The organism is Sulfitobacter sabulilitoris (genome assembly GCF_005887615.1).
Classification (GTDB): Bacteria; Pseudomonadota; Alphaproteobacteria; order Rhodobacterales; family Rhodobacteraceae; genus Sulfitobacter_E; species Sulfitobacter_E sabulilitoris.
Window position 1 is genome coordinate 461343 of the sequence record NZ_VANS01000002.1, and the last position, 17883, is coordinate 479225.

General features: G+C 63.5%; 14 protein-coding genes. 12 read left to right on the forward strand and 2 right to left on the reverse strand.

The genetic code is table 11. The features are described 5' to 3' along the window. The first annotated feature begins 96 nt into the window (after positions 1–96). From FDT80_RS10560 to FDT80_RS10580, 5 genes are all read left to right on the forward strand, one after another. Positions 97–852: a class II aldolase and adducin N-terminal domain-containing protein gene (locus tag FDT80_RS10560; protein WP_138662242.1), complete on the forward strand. Its 756-nt coding sequence runs from the start codon at positions 97–99 to the stop codon at positions 850–852. Positions 853–900: 48 nt separating this feature from the next. After that, positions 901–2061: an acyl-CoA dehydrogenase family protein gene (locus FDT80_RS10565; RefSeq protein WP_138662243.1), complete on the forward strand. Its 1161-nt coding sequence runs from the start codon at positions 901–903 to the stop codon at positions 2059–2061. Positions 2062–2293: 232 nt separating this feature from the next. Further along, complete coding sequence (locus FDT80_RS10570) at positions 2294–4330, forward strand: acetate--CoA ligase family protein (protein ID WP_138662244.1); 2037 nt, start codon at positions 2294–2296, stop codon at positions 4328–4330. After that, positions 4327–5106 (forward strand): carnitinyl-CoA dehydratase, encoded by a 780-nt coding sequence (locus FDT80_RS10575; RefSeq protein WP_138662245.1) that lies wholly within the window; start codon positions 4327–4329, stop codon positions 5104–5106. Before FDT80_RS10570 ends, FDT80_RS10575 begins: the two co-directional genes overlap by 4 nt. An 80-nt stretch (positions 5107–5186) precedes the next feature. After that, positions 5187–6440: a glycosyltransferase family 4 protein gene (locus FDT80_RS10580; protein WP_138662246.1), complete on the forward strand. Its 1254-nt coding sequence runs from the start codon at positions 5187–5189 to the stop codon at positions 6438–6440. A 43-nt stretch (positions 6441–6483) separates the two neighbouring features. Here FDT80_RS10580 and FDT80_RS10585 read toward each other — a convergent pair whose 3' ends face one another. Further along, on the reverse strand, positions 6484–7602 hold the full coding sequence (locus tag FDT80_RS10585) for a polysaccharide biosynthesis/export family protein (protein WP_138662247.1): 1119 nt from the start codon (positions 7600–7602) through the stop codon (positions 6484–6486). 154 nt (positions 7603–7756) lie between these two features. Here FDT80_RS10585 and FDT80_RS10590 point away from each other — a divergent pair, with 154 nt between their 5' ends. The 7 genes from FDT80_RS10590 to FDT80_RS10620 all read left to right on the forward strand — a co-directional run bounded on the left by FDT80_RS10590 (position 7757) and on the right by FDT80_RS10620 (position 15942). Then, on the forward strand, positions 7757–8641 hold the full coding sequence (locus FDT80_RS10590; RefSeq protein ID WP_138662248.1) for an NAD-dependent epimerase/dehydratase family protein: 885 nt from the start codon (positions 7757–7759) through the stop codon (positions 8639–8641). Beyond that, on the forward strand, positions 8638–9279 hold the full coding sequence (locus FDT80_RS10595; protein ID WP_138662249.1) for a sugar transferase: 642 nt from the start codon (positions 8638–8640) through the stop codon (positions 9277–9279). The genes FDT80_RS10590 and FDT80_RS10595 overlap by 4 nt, the downstream gene beginning before the upstream one ends. Positions 9280–9473: 194 nt before the next feature. After that, positions 9474–11372, forward strand: a complete 1899-nt coding sequence (locus tag FDT80_RS10600; protein WP_138662250.1) for a polysaccharide biosynthesis protein — start codon at positions 9474–9476, stop codon at positions 11370–11372. 186 nt (positions 11373–11558) lie between these two features. Then, the gene (locus FDT80_RS10605) at positions 11559–13739 is read left to right on the forward strand and encodes a YjbH domain-containing protein (RefSeq protein WP_138662251.1); all 2181 of its coding nucleotides are present in this window, start codon (positions 11559–11561) and stop codon (positions 13737–13739) included. Further along, positions 13736–14413 (forward strand): YjbF family lipoprotein, encoded by a 678-nt coding sequence (locus FDT80_RS10610; RefSeq protein ID WP_170311845.1) that lies wholly within the window; start codon positions 13736–13738, stop codon positions 14411–14413. Before FDT80_RS10605 ends, FDT80_RS10610 begins: the two co-directional genes overlap by 4 nt. 61 nt (positions 14414–14474) lie before the next feature. Beyond that, complete coding sequence (locus FDT80_RS10615; protein ID WP_138662253.1) at positions 14475–15329, forward strand: SDR family oxidoreductase; 855 nt, start codon at positions 14475–14477, stop codon at positions 15327–15329. Between the two features lie 4 nt (positions 15330–15333). Then, the gene (locus tag FDT80_RS10620) at positions 15334–15942 is read left to right on the forward strand and encodes an exopolysaccharide biosynthesis protein (protein ID WP_138662254.1); all 609 of its coding nucleotides are present in this window, start codon (positions 15334–15336) and stop codon (positions 15940–15942) included. 5 nt (positions 15943–15947) lie between these two features. On the opposite strand, the gene dxs is transcribed toward FDT80_RS10620, so the two are convergent. After that, positions 15948–17876, reverse strand: a complete 1929-nt coding sequence (gene dxs / locus FDT80_RS10625; protein WP_138662255.1) for a 1-deoxy-D-xylulose-5-phosphate synthase — start codon at positions 17874–17876, stop codon at positions 15948–15950. Positions 17877–17883: the final 7 nt, after the last annotated feature.

The following is a 17883-nucleotide window of genomic DNA, read 5'->3' on the forward strand; positions in this document are numbered from 1 at the left end:
AGCCGGGCGGTAAAACCTGAGCAGAGTTCAGTTTTCCCTCGTCAACCGCCGCGCCGCGTGCTGTGCTGGCGGTGACCCTTCATCAAAGGCTTTGCGATGACCGTAACTGACATTCGTCCCAACCTGCACCATTGGCCCGAGCGGGTCGATCTGGCCGCCGCGTTTCGCTGGACTGCACGGCTCAATATGCACGAGGCGGTGGCGAACCATTTCTCGCTGGCGGTAAACGACGACGGCACACGGTTCTTGATGAACCCCAACCAGACCCATTTCAGCCGGATCAAGGCATCCGACCTGATCGAGGTCGATGCGAGCGATCCCGAAACGCTGTCAGGGCCCAGCGCACCGGATCCAACCGCTTGGGGCTTGCACGGCGGGGTGTACCGGCATTGCGCCCATGCGCGGTGTGTCATGCATGTCCATTCCATCTTTGCCACTGTGCTCGCCTCGCTCGCCGACAGCCGCCTTCCGCCGATCGACCAGAATTGCGCCACGTTCTTCAACCGCTACGTGATCGACGACGGCTATGGCGGCCTTGCGTTCGAGGATGAGGGCGCGCGCTGTGCGGGGCTGCTGACCGATCCGCGAAAAAAGGTTATGATCATGGGCAATCACGGCGTGCTCGTTATCGGACGCACGGTCGCGGATGCGTTCAACAGGCTCTATTACTTCGAACGTGCGGCTGAAACCTATATCCGTGCGCTGCAGACCGGTCAGCCGCTTCGCGTGTTGCCTGACGATATCGCGGAAAAGACAGCGCAAGAGCTTGAAGATTACCCCGAACAGGACGCGCGCCACCTGGCCGAATTGAAAGCCATCCTCGACCGCGAGAACTCCGATTACGCCAGCTAGGCGCAGCGACCCGATCCAATCCGACCACCAGACCGAAAGACAGCAGTGATGACCTATGGCCTGAGCGACGAGCACCACATGATCGCGGAGACCGTCCGCAGCTTTGTCGAGAAAGAGATCTATCCCCACGAAGCACTGGTCGAGCGCACCGGCGAGGTGCCGCGGGAGATTGCCGACGAGATCAAGCGCAAGACCATAGAATTGGGGTTTTATGCCTGCAACTTTCCGCAAAGCGTGGGTTGCGCCGGGCTGGGTCACCTGGAATTCGCGCTGGTGGAGCGTGAACTGGGGCGCGGGTCGATGGCGCTCAATCACTTCTTCGGCCGGCCGCAGAATATACTCATGGCCTGCGAAGGCGACCAGGTGGACCGCTACCTGATGCCTGCCGTGCGCGGCGAACGGATGGATGCGCTGGCGATGACCGAACCAGGGGCCGGGTCGGATGTGCGCAGCATGACCTGTGCCGCCCGGCGCGATGGCGGCGATTGGGTCGTCAACGGCACCAAGCATTTCATCTCGGGCGCGGATCACGCCGATTTCGTCATCGTGTTCTTCGCGACCGGAGAGGACCAGACGCCGAAGGGACCGAAGAAAAGGATCACTGCGTTCTTGGTGGATCGCGGCACGCCGGGGTTCACCATTCGCGATGGGTACAAATCGGTCAGTCACCGGGGCTACAAGAACATGATCCTCGATTTCGACGATTGCCGCCTGCCCGACGCGCAGGTGCTGGGCGAGGTCGATGGCGGGTTCGAGGTGATGAACACATGGCTTTATGCAACGCGGATCACGGTGGCGACGATGAGCGTGGGGCGCGCGCGGCGCGTGTTCGACTATGCACTGGATCATGCCGCGACGCGCGAGCAGTTCGGCCAGAAGATCGGCAAGTTCCAGGGTGTGAGTTTCCAACTGGCCGACATGATCACCGAAATCGATGCGGCCGATCTGCTGACCTTGGCGGCGGCAGACAGGCTGGACAAGGGCCTGCCAGCCAACCGCGAGATTGCGAGCGCCAAACTCTACGCCTCTGAAATGCTGGCACGTGTGACCGATGCCGCGATTCAGATTCATGGCGGCATGGGGTTGATGGATGACTATCCGCTCGAGCGGTTCTGGCGGGATGCGCGGGTCGAACGGATTTGGGACGGCACTTCGGAGATTCAGCGCCACATCATCAGCCGCGATCTGCTGCGGGCGTTGGGAGCGTAAGAGAGTCTATGCCTCCGGCGGGGATATTTATGAACAAAAGAAGCAGAAGGAGTGTGACGACCCCTTCTGCTTCGAGCAAGACACGTGGTGCCTCTTCTCATGTTGCAGTCATCGGCGTCCCCGCCTGTACTGCCGCTGCAGGATCGCACGAGATGTTTAACAAATCCTTTCTTCTTGTGTTCAAAAATATCCCCGCCGGAGGCAGGATATCTTTTCTCGAGGGAGATCTGCCATGATGCGCAACCTGTCCAGACTGCTGCGGCCCTCCTCTATCGCTGTCATCGGCGGTGGGGCCTGGTGTCGGCAGATCATCCTCCAGTCGCGACGCATGGGGTTCGAAGGGGCGTTGCAGGTGGTCCACCCGGCCCGTGAGGACGTCGAGGGGGTCGCAACCGTGCGATCGCTCGCCGATCTGCCGGGAGCACCCGATGCCGCCTTTGTGGGTGTCAACCGCCATGCAACGATCGACACGGTTGCGACCCTGTCGGCGATGGGCGCGGGAGGCGCCGTGTGTTTTGCATCCGGGTTTTCCGAAAGTGCGGCAGAAGATTCAGGTGCCACGGACCTGCAGGCGCGGCTGGTTGCGGCGGCAGGCGGAATGCCGATCCTCGGGCCCAATTGCTATGGTTTCATCAATGCGCTGGATGGGGCGTTGCTGTGGCCCGATCAGCACGGCTGCGTACCGGTGGATCGCGGTGTGGCCATTCTGACGCAAAGCTCCAACATCGCGATCAATCTGACAATGCAAAAGAGGGGCCTGCCGATTGCCTATGTCGTGACCTGCGGAAATATGGCCCAGACCAGCCAGGCGCAGATCGCCCGCGCCTTGTTGGAGGACGATCGCGTGACAGCGATCGGTTTGCACATCGAAGGGTTCGGCGACGTCGCCGAATGGCACGATCTGGCCGTGGCGGCGCATGCACGGGCTGTGCCGCTTGTCGCGTTGAAAGTGGGGCTGTCCGACCAGGCGAAAACCGCCACACTGTCGCATACTGCGTCGCTCGCGGGCAGCGCATCGGGCGCTATGGCGCTGCTGGCCAGATTGGGGATGGCGCAGGTGCGCGACTTGCCCACCTTTCTCGAGACGCTCAAGCTGTTGCATGTTGCCGGGCCGCTTGACGCGCCCACGCTGTCGTCGATCAGTTGCTCCGGCGGCGAGGCCAGTCTTGCGGCGGATACCGCGCTGGGACGCGCCGTCAGCTTTCCGCCGCTCACCGATGCGCAACGGCGCGCGCTGGGCGCGGCGTTGGGCCCGATGGTCGCGCTGTCCAATCCGCTGGATTATCATACCTATATCTGGAACGATGCCGCCCGTATGACCGAGGCCTGGGCACCCATGGCCGCGGAGCACATCGGTCTGACCCTGATCATCGTGGATTACCCGCACACCAATGCGGACGACTGGGCGTCGGCGACGCAGGCGGCGCTGACCGTGCGGGCGCTGTCAGGCCGTGCCGTGGCGGTCGTGTCGACCCTGCCTGAACTGATGCCGCCGGATGTCGCGCGGCTGTTGATGCAGGGCGGGGTCGTGCCCTTGTGCGGTCTGACCGAAGCGATCGCGGCGGCGGAGGCGGCCAGCACGATCGGCCCGCCGGATCCGCAGCCGCCGCTGGTCGCGGGGCCCGCGCGCGCCGGCGTGCAAATGACCGAAGGCGCGGCGAAAGCCGTGCTGCATGGCTGCGGGCTGCATATTCCGCGCGGGCGTGCGGCCCATACCGCTTTCGAAGTGGCGAGTGTCGCGGCGGACCTGGTGCCGCCGCTTGCGCTCAAGGCACAGGGGATCGCGCATAAATCGGAGGTGGGCGCTGTGCGTCTGCATCTCGACCACGACGATCTGCCGCATGCCGCGGCCACGATGCGGGCCGATCATTTCCTGATCGAGGAAATGGTGCCGGCCCCGGTGGCCGAACTGCTGATCGGTGTCACGCATGATCCCGCGCATGGTTTCGTGCTGACCCTTGGTGCGGGCGGGGTGCTGACCGAATTGTGGCAGGATACGCAATCGCTTTTGATTCCGGCGTCGGATGCGCAGATTACCGCGGCGTTGCGGCGGCTGAGGATCTTTCCGTTGTTGGAGGGGTATCGGGGTAAACCCCGTGCCCATATGCCGTCCGTGCTGGCCGCGATCCGTGCCGTGCAGGCCTGTGTGATTGCACGCCGCGATCACATCAGCGAGGTTGAGGTCAATCCGTTGATCTGCACACCCGATGATGCGATCGCGGCGGACGCCCTGATCGTGACGATACCGGAAAGGACCGAAAAAACATGAGCCCCATCAAGACCACGCGCGTCGGTGCGATTTTGCAAGTGACGCTGGACCGGCCAAAGGCCAACGCGATCGATCTCGCGACCTCGCGGGTGATGGGCGATGTGTTTGCCGGGTTTCGGGATGATCCGGACCTGCGGGTCGCGATCGTCACCGGCGCGGGGGACAAGTTCTTTTGTCCCGGCTGGGATCTCAAGGCCGCGGCCGATGGCGATGCGGTGGATGGGGATTACGGCGTTGGTGGTTTTGGCGGGCTGCAGGAACTGCGCGGCATGAACAAGCCGGTCATCGCCGCGGTCAACGGAATCGCCTGTGGGGGCGGGCTGGAACTGGCGCTGAGCGCCGATATGATCCTGGCCGCGGATCATGCGACATTCGCCTTGCCGGAAATTCGGTCTGGCACCGTGGCCGACGCCGCGTCGGTGAAGCTGCCCAAGCGCATCCCCTATCACATCGCGATGGAGCTTTTGCTGACCGGTCGGTGGTTCGACGCCGAGGAGGCCAAGGGCTGGGGCCTTGTGAACGAAATCGTGCCCGGTGAAAAACTGATGGATCGTGCGTGGGACCTGGCGCGGTTGCTCGCTTCGGGTCCGCCGCTGGTCTATGCCGCGATAAAGGAGATCGTGCGCGATGCGGAGGACGCCAAGTTTCAGGACGCGATGAACCGCATCACCAAACGGCAACTGGCGACGGTCGACCGGCTCTATTCCTCGGAGGATCAGGTCGAGGGCGCCCGCGCCTTTGCGGAGAAACGCGACCCGGTGTGGAAAGGCCGCTGATGCGGGATTTGCCAAGCGGCGGTATCCGGGGTTATCTGGTCACGCGGCCGAACACCGGGCCGCGAGAGTAAGGCCGCGTCATGAAGATATTGTTTGTGCACCAGAATATGCCGGGGCAGTACCGCGAGTTCGTGCAATGGCTGGTGCAGCATCAGGACCACCAGATCGTTTTTCTGACCCAGCGCCGCAATCCGCCGAAGATCCCCGGCGTCCGCACGATTATCTACGCGCCGCACCATCGCCCCGACAAGGCCGCCTATGGCTTGTCCAAGGTCTGGGAGGAGGCCGCGGGATCAGGCTTTGGCGCCGCGATGGCGGCACGGACGCTGGAGCGCGACGAGGGTTTTCGGCCCGACATCGTCATCGGGCACGTCGGATGGGGGGAGCTTACCTTTTTCAAGGAGATATGGCCCGACGTGCCGATCATCGGCTTTTTCGAGTATTACTACAGCACCAAGGGCGGTCCGGTGGGCTTTGATCCCGCAGAGCCGGTATCGGAACATGCGCCGTTCCTGCTGCGTGCGCGCAATGCCGTGCCGCTGGCCAATATCGAAACCGTCGATCTGGGACAGTGTCCGACCTATTGGCAGCGCGATCGGTTTCCAAAGGCTTTCCACGACAAGATGTATGTGTGCCACGACGGTATCCGCACCGATCTGTTGCGCCCCGACCCCAAGGCGCAGCTGTCACTGGGGCGTCTGGACCGGCCGCTGACGCGCGACGACGAAATCGTGACGTATATCGCCCGCAACCTCGAGACGACGCGCGGATTTCACGTGTTCATGCGCGCCTTGCCCGACATTCTCGAACGCAGGCCGAATGCGCGGGTCCTGGTGCTGGGCGGAAACGACGTGTCCTATGGCGGCAAGAGCACCCACCCCGGAGGGCTGCGCGGACAGATGGAAAAGGAGGTCGGCGCGCGCGTCGACTGGGAGAGGGTGCATTTCCTGGGGCAAATTCCCTATCCCGAATTTTGCAGGCTGGTGCAGATCAGCCGGTGTCACATATACCTGACGATGCCCTTCGTACTGTCCTGGTCGCTGCTGGAAGCGATGTCGATGGAGGCCACCATCATCGCGTCCGACGTGGCGCCCGTGCGCGAGGCCGTGGCGCATGGCAAGACCGGATTGCTGGTCGATTTCTTTGATCCCGCGGCCTTGGCCGATCAGGTGGTCGATGTGCTGGAGCGGCCCGCCGACTATGCCCACCTTGGTCCGGCGGCGCGGGCGCATGTGGTCGAACACTATGACTTCGTGTCGGCCTGTCTGCCCGAACATATCCGACAGATCAACGCGTTGGTGCCCGCCGACAAGCGGATGGCCCTGCCGGGGTAGCCACGCGGCGCATCCCGCAGCCCGGCGCGCCGCGCCTGCCCGATCAGTTTGTCGAGTTGTTCAGCGTGTTGGCCACGCCAAAGACCGATCCCACGAGCCCCAGAATGGTGCGGGCATTCGTGATCGGGCTTTCGGTTGCCAGTACCAGGTCGCCGGAATAGATGTCGAACTTGCGGGCTGAAAACAAACCGTCCGAGGTCGTCAGATCAAGGGTAAAGACCACCCGCGTCTGGCGTGGGCCACGGACACCGGGCCGGACTGCGTCGGCGGGGTACTCGCGCAGGATCAGGATTCCCTTTGGGTCCGCGCGTGCATCGTTCACCCCGCCAATGATCGACAGGGCATCGAGCGCTGTGACCTTGTCCCTGGTGAACAGATGAAGCGCCTCTTTGCCCGTAGCGCCAAGCGACAGGAAATAGCGGTCGTCCTTTTCGATGATGACCTTGTCGCCGCCGCGCAGCCGCGTATCCAGCGCCGGGTTCTCGAACAGGGTCTCTACCGATGTGCCGTAGATCGACCCGCCGCGCAGCAACGTCACCTGCGGATTGTTGAGCGCGTCGCGGACGCCTCCGGCATCTGCAATCAGACTGAGAACGGTATAGTTCTGGTCCGGCATCGGATAGCTGCCCGGCTGCGATACGCCGCCCACCAGATCAACGGAATTCCTGCGCCCCTCGATCAGGCTCAACTGCACCTGCGCCGAGGGAACGATGGCTTCGAGGCTGCGCTGAATCGCCTGCCGCGCGCTGTCGGGCGTACGACCGGCGATGTTGACCTTGCCGACATAGGGAACAAAGATCGTGCCGCTGGTCGATACGCGGATCGCCTGCATGTTGGCGACGCGTTGCTCGGTGCTGGTCAACAGCGAATTCTCGCCACTGTCCCAGATCTGCAGGTCGATCGTATCCCCCGCGCGGATCACCTGTTCGTCGGATCCCCGGCTGCCGGCGATCCACTGGCGATGCGGCTCTCCGGTGCGCGGCCACTGTGCCACGCTGGGCAGGAAGCTGCGTGTCACGGGGTAGATCGCGAAATCGGCATCGACGTCGTCCGCGGACTTGAGGATTTCCGACTCGACGGCCGCACCGCGTGGCAAGCTGACACATCCGGACAAGGCGGCGATGGCGACAATGCCGACTGCGTGTTTCAGGATATTGATCATCGGGTCGCCTGCTCTGTATTACAATGCCGGTGCCCCCGGACGGATGAAAGCCAATTGACAGCATGAGACAGCAAATGAAAAGCCTGCCCTGGATCCCGGCTACCGTCGTCGGCACGGTTTTGGTCGAAAGATACTCCTTGCGGACAGCGGGTCAATGATTTCGGGCGATCCCGCGAAAATCGGCAGAACAGTGTTGCTCGGCAGTTCCGGACGGCTGGGGCGACTGCTGCGCCCGGCCTGGCCTGGCGGGTCGCCTGCGCTGTGGCACAGCCGCGATGGTGCGGATGGCCGGATGGCGTTCGACCTGTTGCGGGACGCCGCGGCGCTGGAGGCTGCCCTGAGCGATGCGGGCGCGGTCGTCTGCCTGTCGGGGATCACACCGGCACAGGCCGCCGGCGACGGGGCTGCCATGAGCCTGAATACCGATCTGGCGCTTGCGGTCGTGCGGGCCGCGGCGCGGGCGGGCGCCGGTCGTGTGTTCCTTGCCTCTTCCGCGGCGGTGTACGGTGCCGCGGGCGGAATACTGGATGAAGACCGGCCCTGCGCGCCGCTGTCGCCCTACGGCAAGGCCAAACATGCGATGGAACGGGCGGCGGTGCGGCTGGGGCATGATCTCGGCCATCCGGTGACGGCGCTGCGCATCGGCAACGTCGCGGGGGCCGATGCCATTCTGGCGGGGTGGCGCAGCGGGATGGAGATCGACCGATTCCCGGACGGGTCCACGCCGCGGCGCAGCTATATCGGACCGATCACGCTGGCGCGTGTTCTGGCGATGTTGGCGCGGCACTCGGCTCGCCACATGCCGGCGACATTGAACGTCGCCGCGCCCGGCAGTGTGGAGATGGGCGCGATTTTGTCAGCCGCCGACCTGCCGTGGACACCGCGCCCCGCAATCGCCGGCGCCATTCCCGATGTCTCGCTGTCCACGCAACGGCTTGCGCAATTGGTGCCGCTTGCGCCAGAAGACAGCGACCCGTTGAATTTGGTGGCAGAGTGGCGCCGTGTCTTGAACGGTCCCTTGAACCCGAGAGAGCCATGACCCTGCGCAAACGCCTGTTCGATCTGTTTTTCGCCAGCCTGCTGGTTGTGATCCTGGGGCCGATCTTGATTGGGCTTTTGGGGTATATCTGGTGGCGCGAGGGGCGGCCGCTGTTTTACGTGGCGGAGCGGATGAAGACGCCGACCGAACCCTTGAACCTTTGGAAGCTCCGGACGATGACCGTGGTTCCAGAGGATCAGGGCGTGTCTGGCGGCGACAAGTCGGCTCGGGTCACGCCGACAGGCCGCTGGCTGCGCGCCAAGCGACTGGATGAATTCCCGCAACTTTGGAACATCCTGAAAGGCGACCTGAGCTTTGTCGGGCCACGCCCGCCGCTGCGCGAATACGTGGAGCGGTTCCCCGACATCTACGACGAGGTGCTGAAATCGCGGCCGGGCGTGACCGGGCTGGCCACGATCCGATTCCACAAGCACGAGGACGCCCTGTTGCAACGGTGCAAGACCGCTGCGGAAACCGATGATATCTACACCCGAATCTGCGTTCCGCGCAAAGCACGTCTTGACCTGATCTATCAGCGCCATCAAAGCACGTGCTACGACTTTGACCTTGTATTCCAGACCATCGGAAACCTGTTTCGTCGAAAAAGCAGCCAGAAGCGGCGATCGGTTCGCAAATAGCGGCGGGTTTCTTCCGATCCCCGGCTCGGAGCAGACTCTGCTATTTTTTTCGGCACCCATGCTATATTAGGCTGCCTATTGGACGGGAAAGCGCCTGAGGCACCATGTTTTCGGCTGGTTCAGGTTCCCGACGCTAGCCGCGAGTGCTTTGTCAAAGGCTGTTGGTCGATGGACGCCAATTGAGGGCGATTTGAATGTTGAGTATTATTAAGTCGCTGTCTCCGCGGCAAAAGCGAACGATCATGCTCTTGTTGGATACGGCGCTTGTCGTCTTTGCCCTGTCCTTTGCGTTCGCCGTTCAGACACTTCCTGAAAACGCCTTTGCGACGATGATCCACTATCTGCCGGTATTACCTTACATGGTGGCAACGACCATCGGGGCGTCGATGTACCTGGGCATCTGCGCGGTTCGCCTGAATTCCTATGAAACCGGTGCCATCGGGCAAACAGCGGTGTTTTCAGGCTGCCTTGTCCTCGCATCGGTCGTCTTTTCGTCGATTGCCGGGCTGGACCTGCCGCTTGGCGTCCACTTCGTGTTCGGCGTCAGTTTCTTCCTGTTCTCGGTCATCAGCCGGACGATCCTGCTTCAGGTGCTGCTGGCGATTTACCGCCGGTCGGCGCCACGTTTTCGCGTGCTGATCTACGGTGCCGGAACGACCGGCATGCAACTGACATCGGCCCTGCGGGGGCACGAGACGATCGAACCGGTCGCATTCGTAGATGACAACCGCGCCTTGCAGGGGCTGACCGTTGCGCGATTGCCGGTGTTCGCCCCGGCGCGAATTTCCGAGATCGTGAAGACCTACAAGATCGATCGCGTCCTTTTGGCGATACCATCGGTCAGCCCGCCCAAGCAGGCTCAGATCGCGCGGCGGTTGCAGAAGATGGGACTGGAGGTGCAGACCCTGCCGTCCTTTGCCCAGCTGATTGGCGAAGAGGCGCTTGTCGACAAGCTCAAGCCGGTCTCGTCGCACAAGTTCCTGAACCGGGCCGAGGTCGAAGAATCCCTGGGCGAGAGCGTTGGCTGCTACGAAGATCGTGTCGTGTTGATTTCGGGGGCGGGCGGGTCCATCGGGTCGGAGCTGTGCCGCCAGGTGCTCGATTGCCGGCCCAGCAAGATGGTCTTGTACGAGTTGAGCGAGCTGGCGTTGTACAACGTCGACATGGAATTGCGTCAACTGGCCGAGGGAACAACGATCGAGATCGTGCCGATCCTGGGATCCGTCACCGACAGTCGCCAGGTCCGCAAGGTGATGAACGAGCATGGCGTTCAGGTCGTGTTGCACGCCGCTGCCTACAAGCACGTGCCGCTGGTCGAAAGCAATCCGCTCTCGGGGTTGGTCAACAACGTGTTCGGCACTCAGACGCTGGCGCAGCAGGCGGCGAAGGCCGGGGTGGAGCGTTTCATCCTGGTGTCATCGGACAAGGCCGTGCGCCCGACCAATGTGATGGGCGCGTCGAAACGACTGGCCGAATTCGTGGTGCAGGACATTGCGCAGCGGATTCCGGTGGGTAAGGGCCCGATCTACACCATGGTGCGCTTTGGCAATGTGCTTGGGTCTTCGGGGTCGGTGATCCCGCTGTTTCAGGACCAAGTGACCCGCGGCGGGCCCCTGACCGTGACCGACCCGTCGGTGTCGCGCTATTTCATGACTGTCCAGGAGGCCGTCAAGCTGGTGTTGCAGACCGGGTCGCTGGCGCAGGGCGGCGAGGTCTTTGTGCTGGATATGGGCAAGCCTGTTCCGATCATGCACCTGGCCCGGCAAGTGATTGAAAGCGCCGGTTACACCGTGCGTGACGATACGCACCCGGATGGCGATATCGAGATCCGGATCACCGGCCTGCGCCCGGGCGAGAAATTGACCGAGGAGCTGACGCTGTCGGGCGATCTCGTGGCAACGCGGCACCCCAAGATATTCTCGGCGCGCGAGGATGCGTTGTCGGAGATCGAGATCGCCACGGCCCTGCGCGGACTGCGCGAGGCATTCGTCGCCAGCGACGAGGTGATGGCCCGTGACGTGGTCATGCGCTGGGTCGAAGGGTTCAACGCCAGCCGTTTGCCGGCCCAGGAACGTCACGCCGTGCGCGGATGACACCCCATCGGCGGTGATCGATCCGGAACTTCGACCGCGTGGAGCAACCCGGCCGTGGGCAACACCTGTCACCCAAAAGCCGCGATTGGCCGATCTCCGCCTGCGTTACGCGCTTGGTTGCGTTGATCTGACGCGCGCGGCGGGGCACTAACAGGTGGAACATCAGGCTGTTGAAAGGTGACACTCGTGCTGCACGCTCTGAAACGGCTCATTCCGGTGGCGGTGCCGCTTGGCCTTGCGTTTGGGGCGGGGACGGGGGCAATGGCGCAATCCGGCGGTGATATCTATCCCGTATCGGATCAGCCCAGCCTCAACTTCTACGGCCTGCCCGGATTGGTCGACATGCCGGAGGCGCAGGCCCTGCCGGACGGGCAGCTTGTCCTGTCGGTGTCGAGCTTTGGCGGGATCACACGCAACACGCTGAGCTTTCAGGCGACCCCCCGGATCACCGCGAGCTTCCGCTATGTCGGCATTCAGGACTGGAACTCCGATGGGTTCGAGACCTACCGCGATCGCAATTTCGACGTGCGTTTCCTGCTCAATCGCGAAAGCCGGATCTGGCCTGCGGTCACCGTCGGACTTCAGGATTTTGCCGGAACAGGGATCAACGCGGGCGAATACGTCGTCGCCAGCAAATCCTTTGCGACGCCGGGAATCGGCGCTGCGCGGCTGCCCGGCACGGTGCGCGTCACCGCGGGTCTGGGGTGGGGGCGGCTTGGCAGTTCCGGCAGCATCGGGAACCCGTTCGGCACCGAACGCCCGACGTTCAACCCCAACGAAACGGGTGGATCGTTTTCGGTCGATCAATGGTTCCGTGGCCCTGCCGCCCCGTTCGGCGGGGTGGAGTGGCAGATCAACGACACCTTCGGCGTAAAGGCCGAATATTCGTCTGATGCCTACCTGCCCGAGGCCGCGCAACGCGGGGTGTTCACACGCACGTCGCGCTTCAACTTTGGGGCGGAGTACCAGTATTCGAAAGCGCTGCGGCTGGGAGCCTACTATCTTTACGGCTCTGAAATCGGGATCTCGGCGCAGCTTCAGCTGAATCCGAAACGCCCGGTCACGGACATGCGCCAACCCGCCCCGCGCCCGATCCAGCCGCGCCCAAGCCGTACGTCCGATCCTGCCGCTTATGCGACCGATTGGGCAGCCGCCCCCTCCGCGACCCTGACGTTGCGCGATCGCCTTGCGCCCCTGCTGCGGCAAAGCGGACTATACATCGAGGCGCTGTCGGTGACGCCGACGCAGGCGGAGTTGCGGTTCCTGAACACCCGGTATCTGTCCACGACAAATGCGGTGGGGCGCGCGGCGCGGGCCATGGCGCAGGTCATGCCCGCCTCCGTCGAGACGTTTCGCATCGTGCCGACCTCCGAAGGGATGGCGCTGTCGGCTGTCACGATCCGCCGGTCCGACCTCGAGGCGCTGGAATTCGACCCGCAGGCCCATGATGCCCTGCTGGCGGTCACCGGTTTCGGCGAGGCCGCACCGCGGCTTGCCGGTGCAATCGACGGCGGCGATGTCTATCCCGATTTCAGCTGGTCCATCGGACCGTACCTGAACCCCAGCTATTTCGACCCGGACGAACCGATCCGCGCGGATTTCGGGGTCAAGGCGTCGGCGGAATACCGGCTGGCGTCGGGCTGGCTTGTCGGCGGGCAGGTGCGTCATCGTCTTGCGGGCAACATCGGCAGTTCCAACCGCCCGTCGAATTCCGTGCTGCCGCGGGTGCGCACGAATGCACGCGAATATGCACGCGGCGCGGATACCTATATCGAAACGCTTTACGGCAGCCGCCAATGGAAGACCGGCCAAAATACATATGCTCGCGTGACGGCGGGGTATCTTGAATCGATGTTCGGCGGTGTTTCGGCAGAGCTGCTGTGGAAACCGGTCAGCAGCAGGCTCGCGCTGGGCGCCGAGGCAAATTACGTCAAGCAGCGCGAATTCGACAGGGGCTTCGGGTTTCAGGATTACTCGGTCGCGACAGGCCATGTGTCGGCCTATTACGAGCTTGGCGAGGATTACCTCGCGCAACTCGACGTGGGGCGGTATCTTGCCGGCGATGTCGGCGCGACGCTGACCCTGACGCGCGAGTTCAGGAACGGCTGGCGGATTGGCGGCTTCATGACCCTGACGGATGTGTCTTCCGAGGATTTCGGCGAGGGATCCTTTGACAAGGGCATCGCGATGACGATCCCGATCAATTGGTTTCTGGGCAAGCCCACACGCCAGGCGGCGTCGGGGACGATCCGCCCGATTCAGCGTGATGGCGGCGCGCGGCTTTCCGTGCCGAACAGGCTTTATGAACAGGTGCGGTCGGGGCATCGCGATGCCGTCGCCGGCCAATGGTCGAGGGTGCTGCAATGAGTGTTGGATTGCGTGCGATCTGTGCCGCCGCGGCGTTGACCGCGCTGGCCGCCTGCAGCGGTGGAATTCGTGGCGGATCCATCGAACAGGCGGCGCTGGACGCGGTGGTGGGAACGGCAGGACCCGCGCCGGCACCGGTTGCCGTGACCCTTGGCGGTGTCGCGCAGGCGGCCCCGGATGTTCTGGCGGTCACGCCCGAGCGGCTTGGCAAGACCGGATACCTGGACCTGGTGGCGCAGCGGCGCGATGCAACGCCCGGCCTGATCACCGTCTGGCAATCTTCGGATGCCGCGCAGATCGTGCTGCGGGATGGTGTGCTGGTGACCACACGCGGCGTGGGCCGCGATCTTTTGTCGTCTGACGTGACATCCACGATTGCGGCGGTCACCGCCCGGAGGTCAGGCGCGGGAGAACGCAGCATGGTGCTGCAGCAGGGCGACAACACCTATACGACGCTGCGGCTGCAATGCGACATCGCCAACCTTGGTCAGGCGCCGCTTGCAATCGGGTCCAATACCCTTGCCACCACGCGACTGCGCGAGACCTGCAGGGGCCCTACCGGCACGTTCGCCAATGATTACTGGGTGCAGATCGGTAACAACAAGATCCGCAAGTCGCGGCAGTGGGTCGGACCGACCGTGGGTTACTACACCATTTTGGTGCTGGAACAGTAAGGTCTGGCCAAAACCTGCCTGCCCCCTTGCCGTGAGATGCGGGGCAGTCCACCTATAGGCCATGACACGTACATTGCTTTCGCTCGGGCACGGATATTCGGCCCGCTATCTTGCCGAATTGCTGATCCCGCAAGGGTGGCGCATCATCGGCACCACACGCAGTGCCGACAAGGCGCGCGACATCGCGAAGACCGGCGTGGAGCCGTTGATCTGGCCGGGCACCGATCTGGGCGATGCATTGGCGGCGGCCGACAGCGTTCTGGTGTCGGTCGGGCCCGGTCCGGACGGTGACCCGGTTCTGGCGCAGGCCCGCCCCCTGATCGAGGCGGCCGCGCCGCATCTGCGGTGGGTCGGATACCTGTCCACCACCGGCGTCTATGGCGATCACGGTGGCGATTGGGTGGACGAGAACACCGCGCTGGAGCCTTCGACCGAACGTGGCAAGGCGCGCGTCGCCGCCGAAGCGGCATGGCGCGGCGTCCCTGGACTACCGTTGCACATTTTTCGCCTGGCGGGGATCTATGGGCCCGGTCGCGGCCCCTTTGCCAAGGTGCTCAACGGCACCGCGCGGCGGATCATCAAGCCCGGACAGGTGTTTTCGCGCATTCACGTCGAGGACATCGCACAGGTGCTGGCAGCGTCGCTGGACCGGCCAAATCCCGGCGCTGTCTATAACCTTTGCGATGACGATCCCGCGCCGCCGCAGGACGTGATCGGCCATGCCGCCGAATTGCTGGGCATGCCGCTGCCGCCTGCCGTCGCCTTCGAAGACGCCGACATGTCACCGATGGCGCGCAGCTTTTATGCCGAAAGCAAGAAGGTGCGGAACGATCTGATCAAGCAGGAGTTGGGAATCGACCTTCGCTATCCCGACTACCGCAAAGGATTGCGTGCCATGATGACGCAAGACACCTGACAAGATGCAAGCGATTCCAACGGAATCCCAGGATGACAGACCGCTGACGCATCTGTTGGATGCGGTTGCGCAGGCCGCGGACCGCGAAGTCGTAACGGTGCGCGACGTCATTTCCGAGATCGGAGACCGGTCCATCACGCCTTTCATCCTGATGATCGCGCTTTTGCTGGTGTCGCCGATTTCGGGCATTCCGATGGTGCCCACGATCACCGCCGTCATCATCTGCCTGCTGTCGGCGCAAGCGCTCCTGGGGCGCAAGCGCCTTTGGCTGCCCGCCCTCCTGATGGACCGCGCGGTTGCGGGGCGAAACCTGAAATCAGCGGTCGCGTGGCTGCGTCGTCCGGCGGCATGGATCGATCGCCACTCGCATCCGCGCCTGCAATTCCTGACCGTGGGGCCGATGCGGTTCCTGACCTTGCTGCAATGCACCATCATTCCGCTTGGCTGGCCGGCGCTTGAAATCCTGCCGACGGTCACGTCGTTCGGTGCCGGCACGATTGCGCTTTTGGTGTTCGGATTGTTCACGCGCGACGGACTTTACGTGCTGGCCGGCTACTGCGTCAGCGCCCTGATGGCGGTCGTCATCCTGCTGGTCGTGCGGGGCTGGTTCTGATCCGCTCAGGCCCGCTTTTCTCCGATGGTGGCAACGCCCAGAACGTCCAGCACCTTGGCTTCGATGTGGTCCGCGTTCATGCCCGCAACGGCGTACATGTCCTCGGGGCTGGCCTGGTCGATGAAAATATCGGGCAAGACCATCGACCGGTATTTCAGCCCTGAATCGAACACGCCTTTCTCGGCCAGAAGCTGCGCCACGTGGCTGCCGAAACCGCCGATCGCACCTTCCTCGATCGTGATCAGCGCCTCGTGGGTATTCGCCAGATCAAGGATCAACGCATGATCCAGCGGCTTGGCAAAACGCGCATCCGCAATGGTCGGCTTGATGCCCCGCGCGCTCAGCGCCTCGGCGGCCTTTTCAACCTCTGACAGGCGGGTGCCGAACGACAACAGCGCCACGCGGGCGCCTTTGGCGATGATCCGGCCCTTGCCGATCTCGAGCGGTTGCCCGCGTTCGGGCATTTCGACCCCGGTGCCGTCACCGCGCGGAAAGCGAAAGGCGATGGGACCTTCGTCATAAGCGGCTGCGGTGGCGACCATATGCTTCAGTTCGGCCTCGTCGGCGGCGGCCATCACGACGAATCCGGGCAGATTGCTGAGAAACGAGATGTCGAAGGCACCGGCGTGGGTGGCACCATCCGCCCCCACAAGCCCCGCGCGGTCGATCGCAAACCGCACCGGCAACCGTTGGATCGCAACATCATGCACGACCTGGTCGTACCCCCGTTGCAGAAAGGTCGAATACATCGTGCAGAACGGCTTGATCCCGCCCGCGGCCAGACCGGCGCAAAACGTCACGCCATGCTGTTCGGCAATGCCCACGTCAAAACACCGGCTGGGATAGCGTTCGGCAAACAGGTTCAGCCCGGTGCCATCGGGCATCGCGGCCGTGACGGCGCAGATCTTGTCGTCCTCGGCGGCCTCCTGCAGCAGGCTGTCAGCGAAAACACGGGTATAGCTTGGCGCGTTCGACGGCGTCTTTTTCTGTTCGCCGGTGATGACGTTGAACTTGGCCGTGGCATGGCCCTTGTCGCGCGCCGCCTCTGCCGGGCCATAGCCCTTGCCCTTTTTGGTCAGCACGTGGATCAGGATCGGCCCGGTCGCGCGGGCCTTGACGGTGCGCAGCACGGGCAGCAACTGATCCATGTCATGCCCGTCGATGGGCCCCAGATAGCTGAACCCCAACTGCTCGAACAAGGTGCCGCCAAACGTCATTCCCTTGAGCATGTCCTTGGCGCGCCGCGCGCCTTCCCTGAACGGTTCCGGCAACAGGCTGACCGCTCCCTTGGCGGCTGCCTTGAGATCCTGAAACGGTTCTTCGGCATAAAGGCGGCTCAGATAGGACGACATCGCGCCGACAGGCGGGGCAATCGACATCTCGTTGTCGTTCAGGATCACGATCAACCGCTTTTTCAGATGGCCGGCGTTGTTCATCGCCTCATAGGCCATACCCGCGCTCATCGCGCCGTCGCCGATCACCGCAATCGCATCGCCAAGTCCCTCGGGCACGTTGCCGCCCAGGTCTCGCGCCACGGCAAAGCCGAGCGCCGCGCTGATCGAGGTGGAGCTATGCGCCGCGCCGAACGGATCATAGGGGGATTCGCTGCGCTTGGTGAATCCGCTAAGGCCGTCTTTCTGGCGCAGGGTGCGAATGCGGTCGCGACGCTCCGTCAGGATCTTGTGCGGATAGCATTGGTGCGACACGTCCCAGATGATCTTGTCGCGGGGCGCGTCAAATACCGCATGCAAGGCCACGGTCAGTTCCACAACGCCAAGGCCCGCGCCCAGGTGCCCGCCGGTCTGCGACACCGCCGACACGGTTTCAGCGCGCAGTTCGGCGGCAAGCTGATCCAACTGCCGGTCGCTCAGCCGCTTCAGATCGGCCGGGCGCGCGATCTGATCGAGCAGGGGGGTCTTGGGTGTGTCGGACATGGTGCGG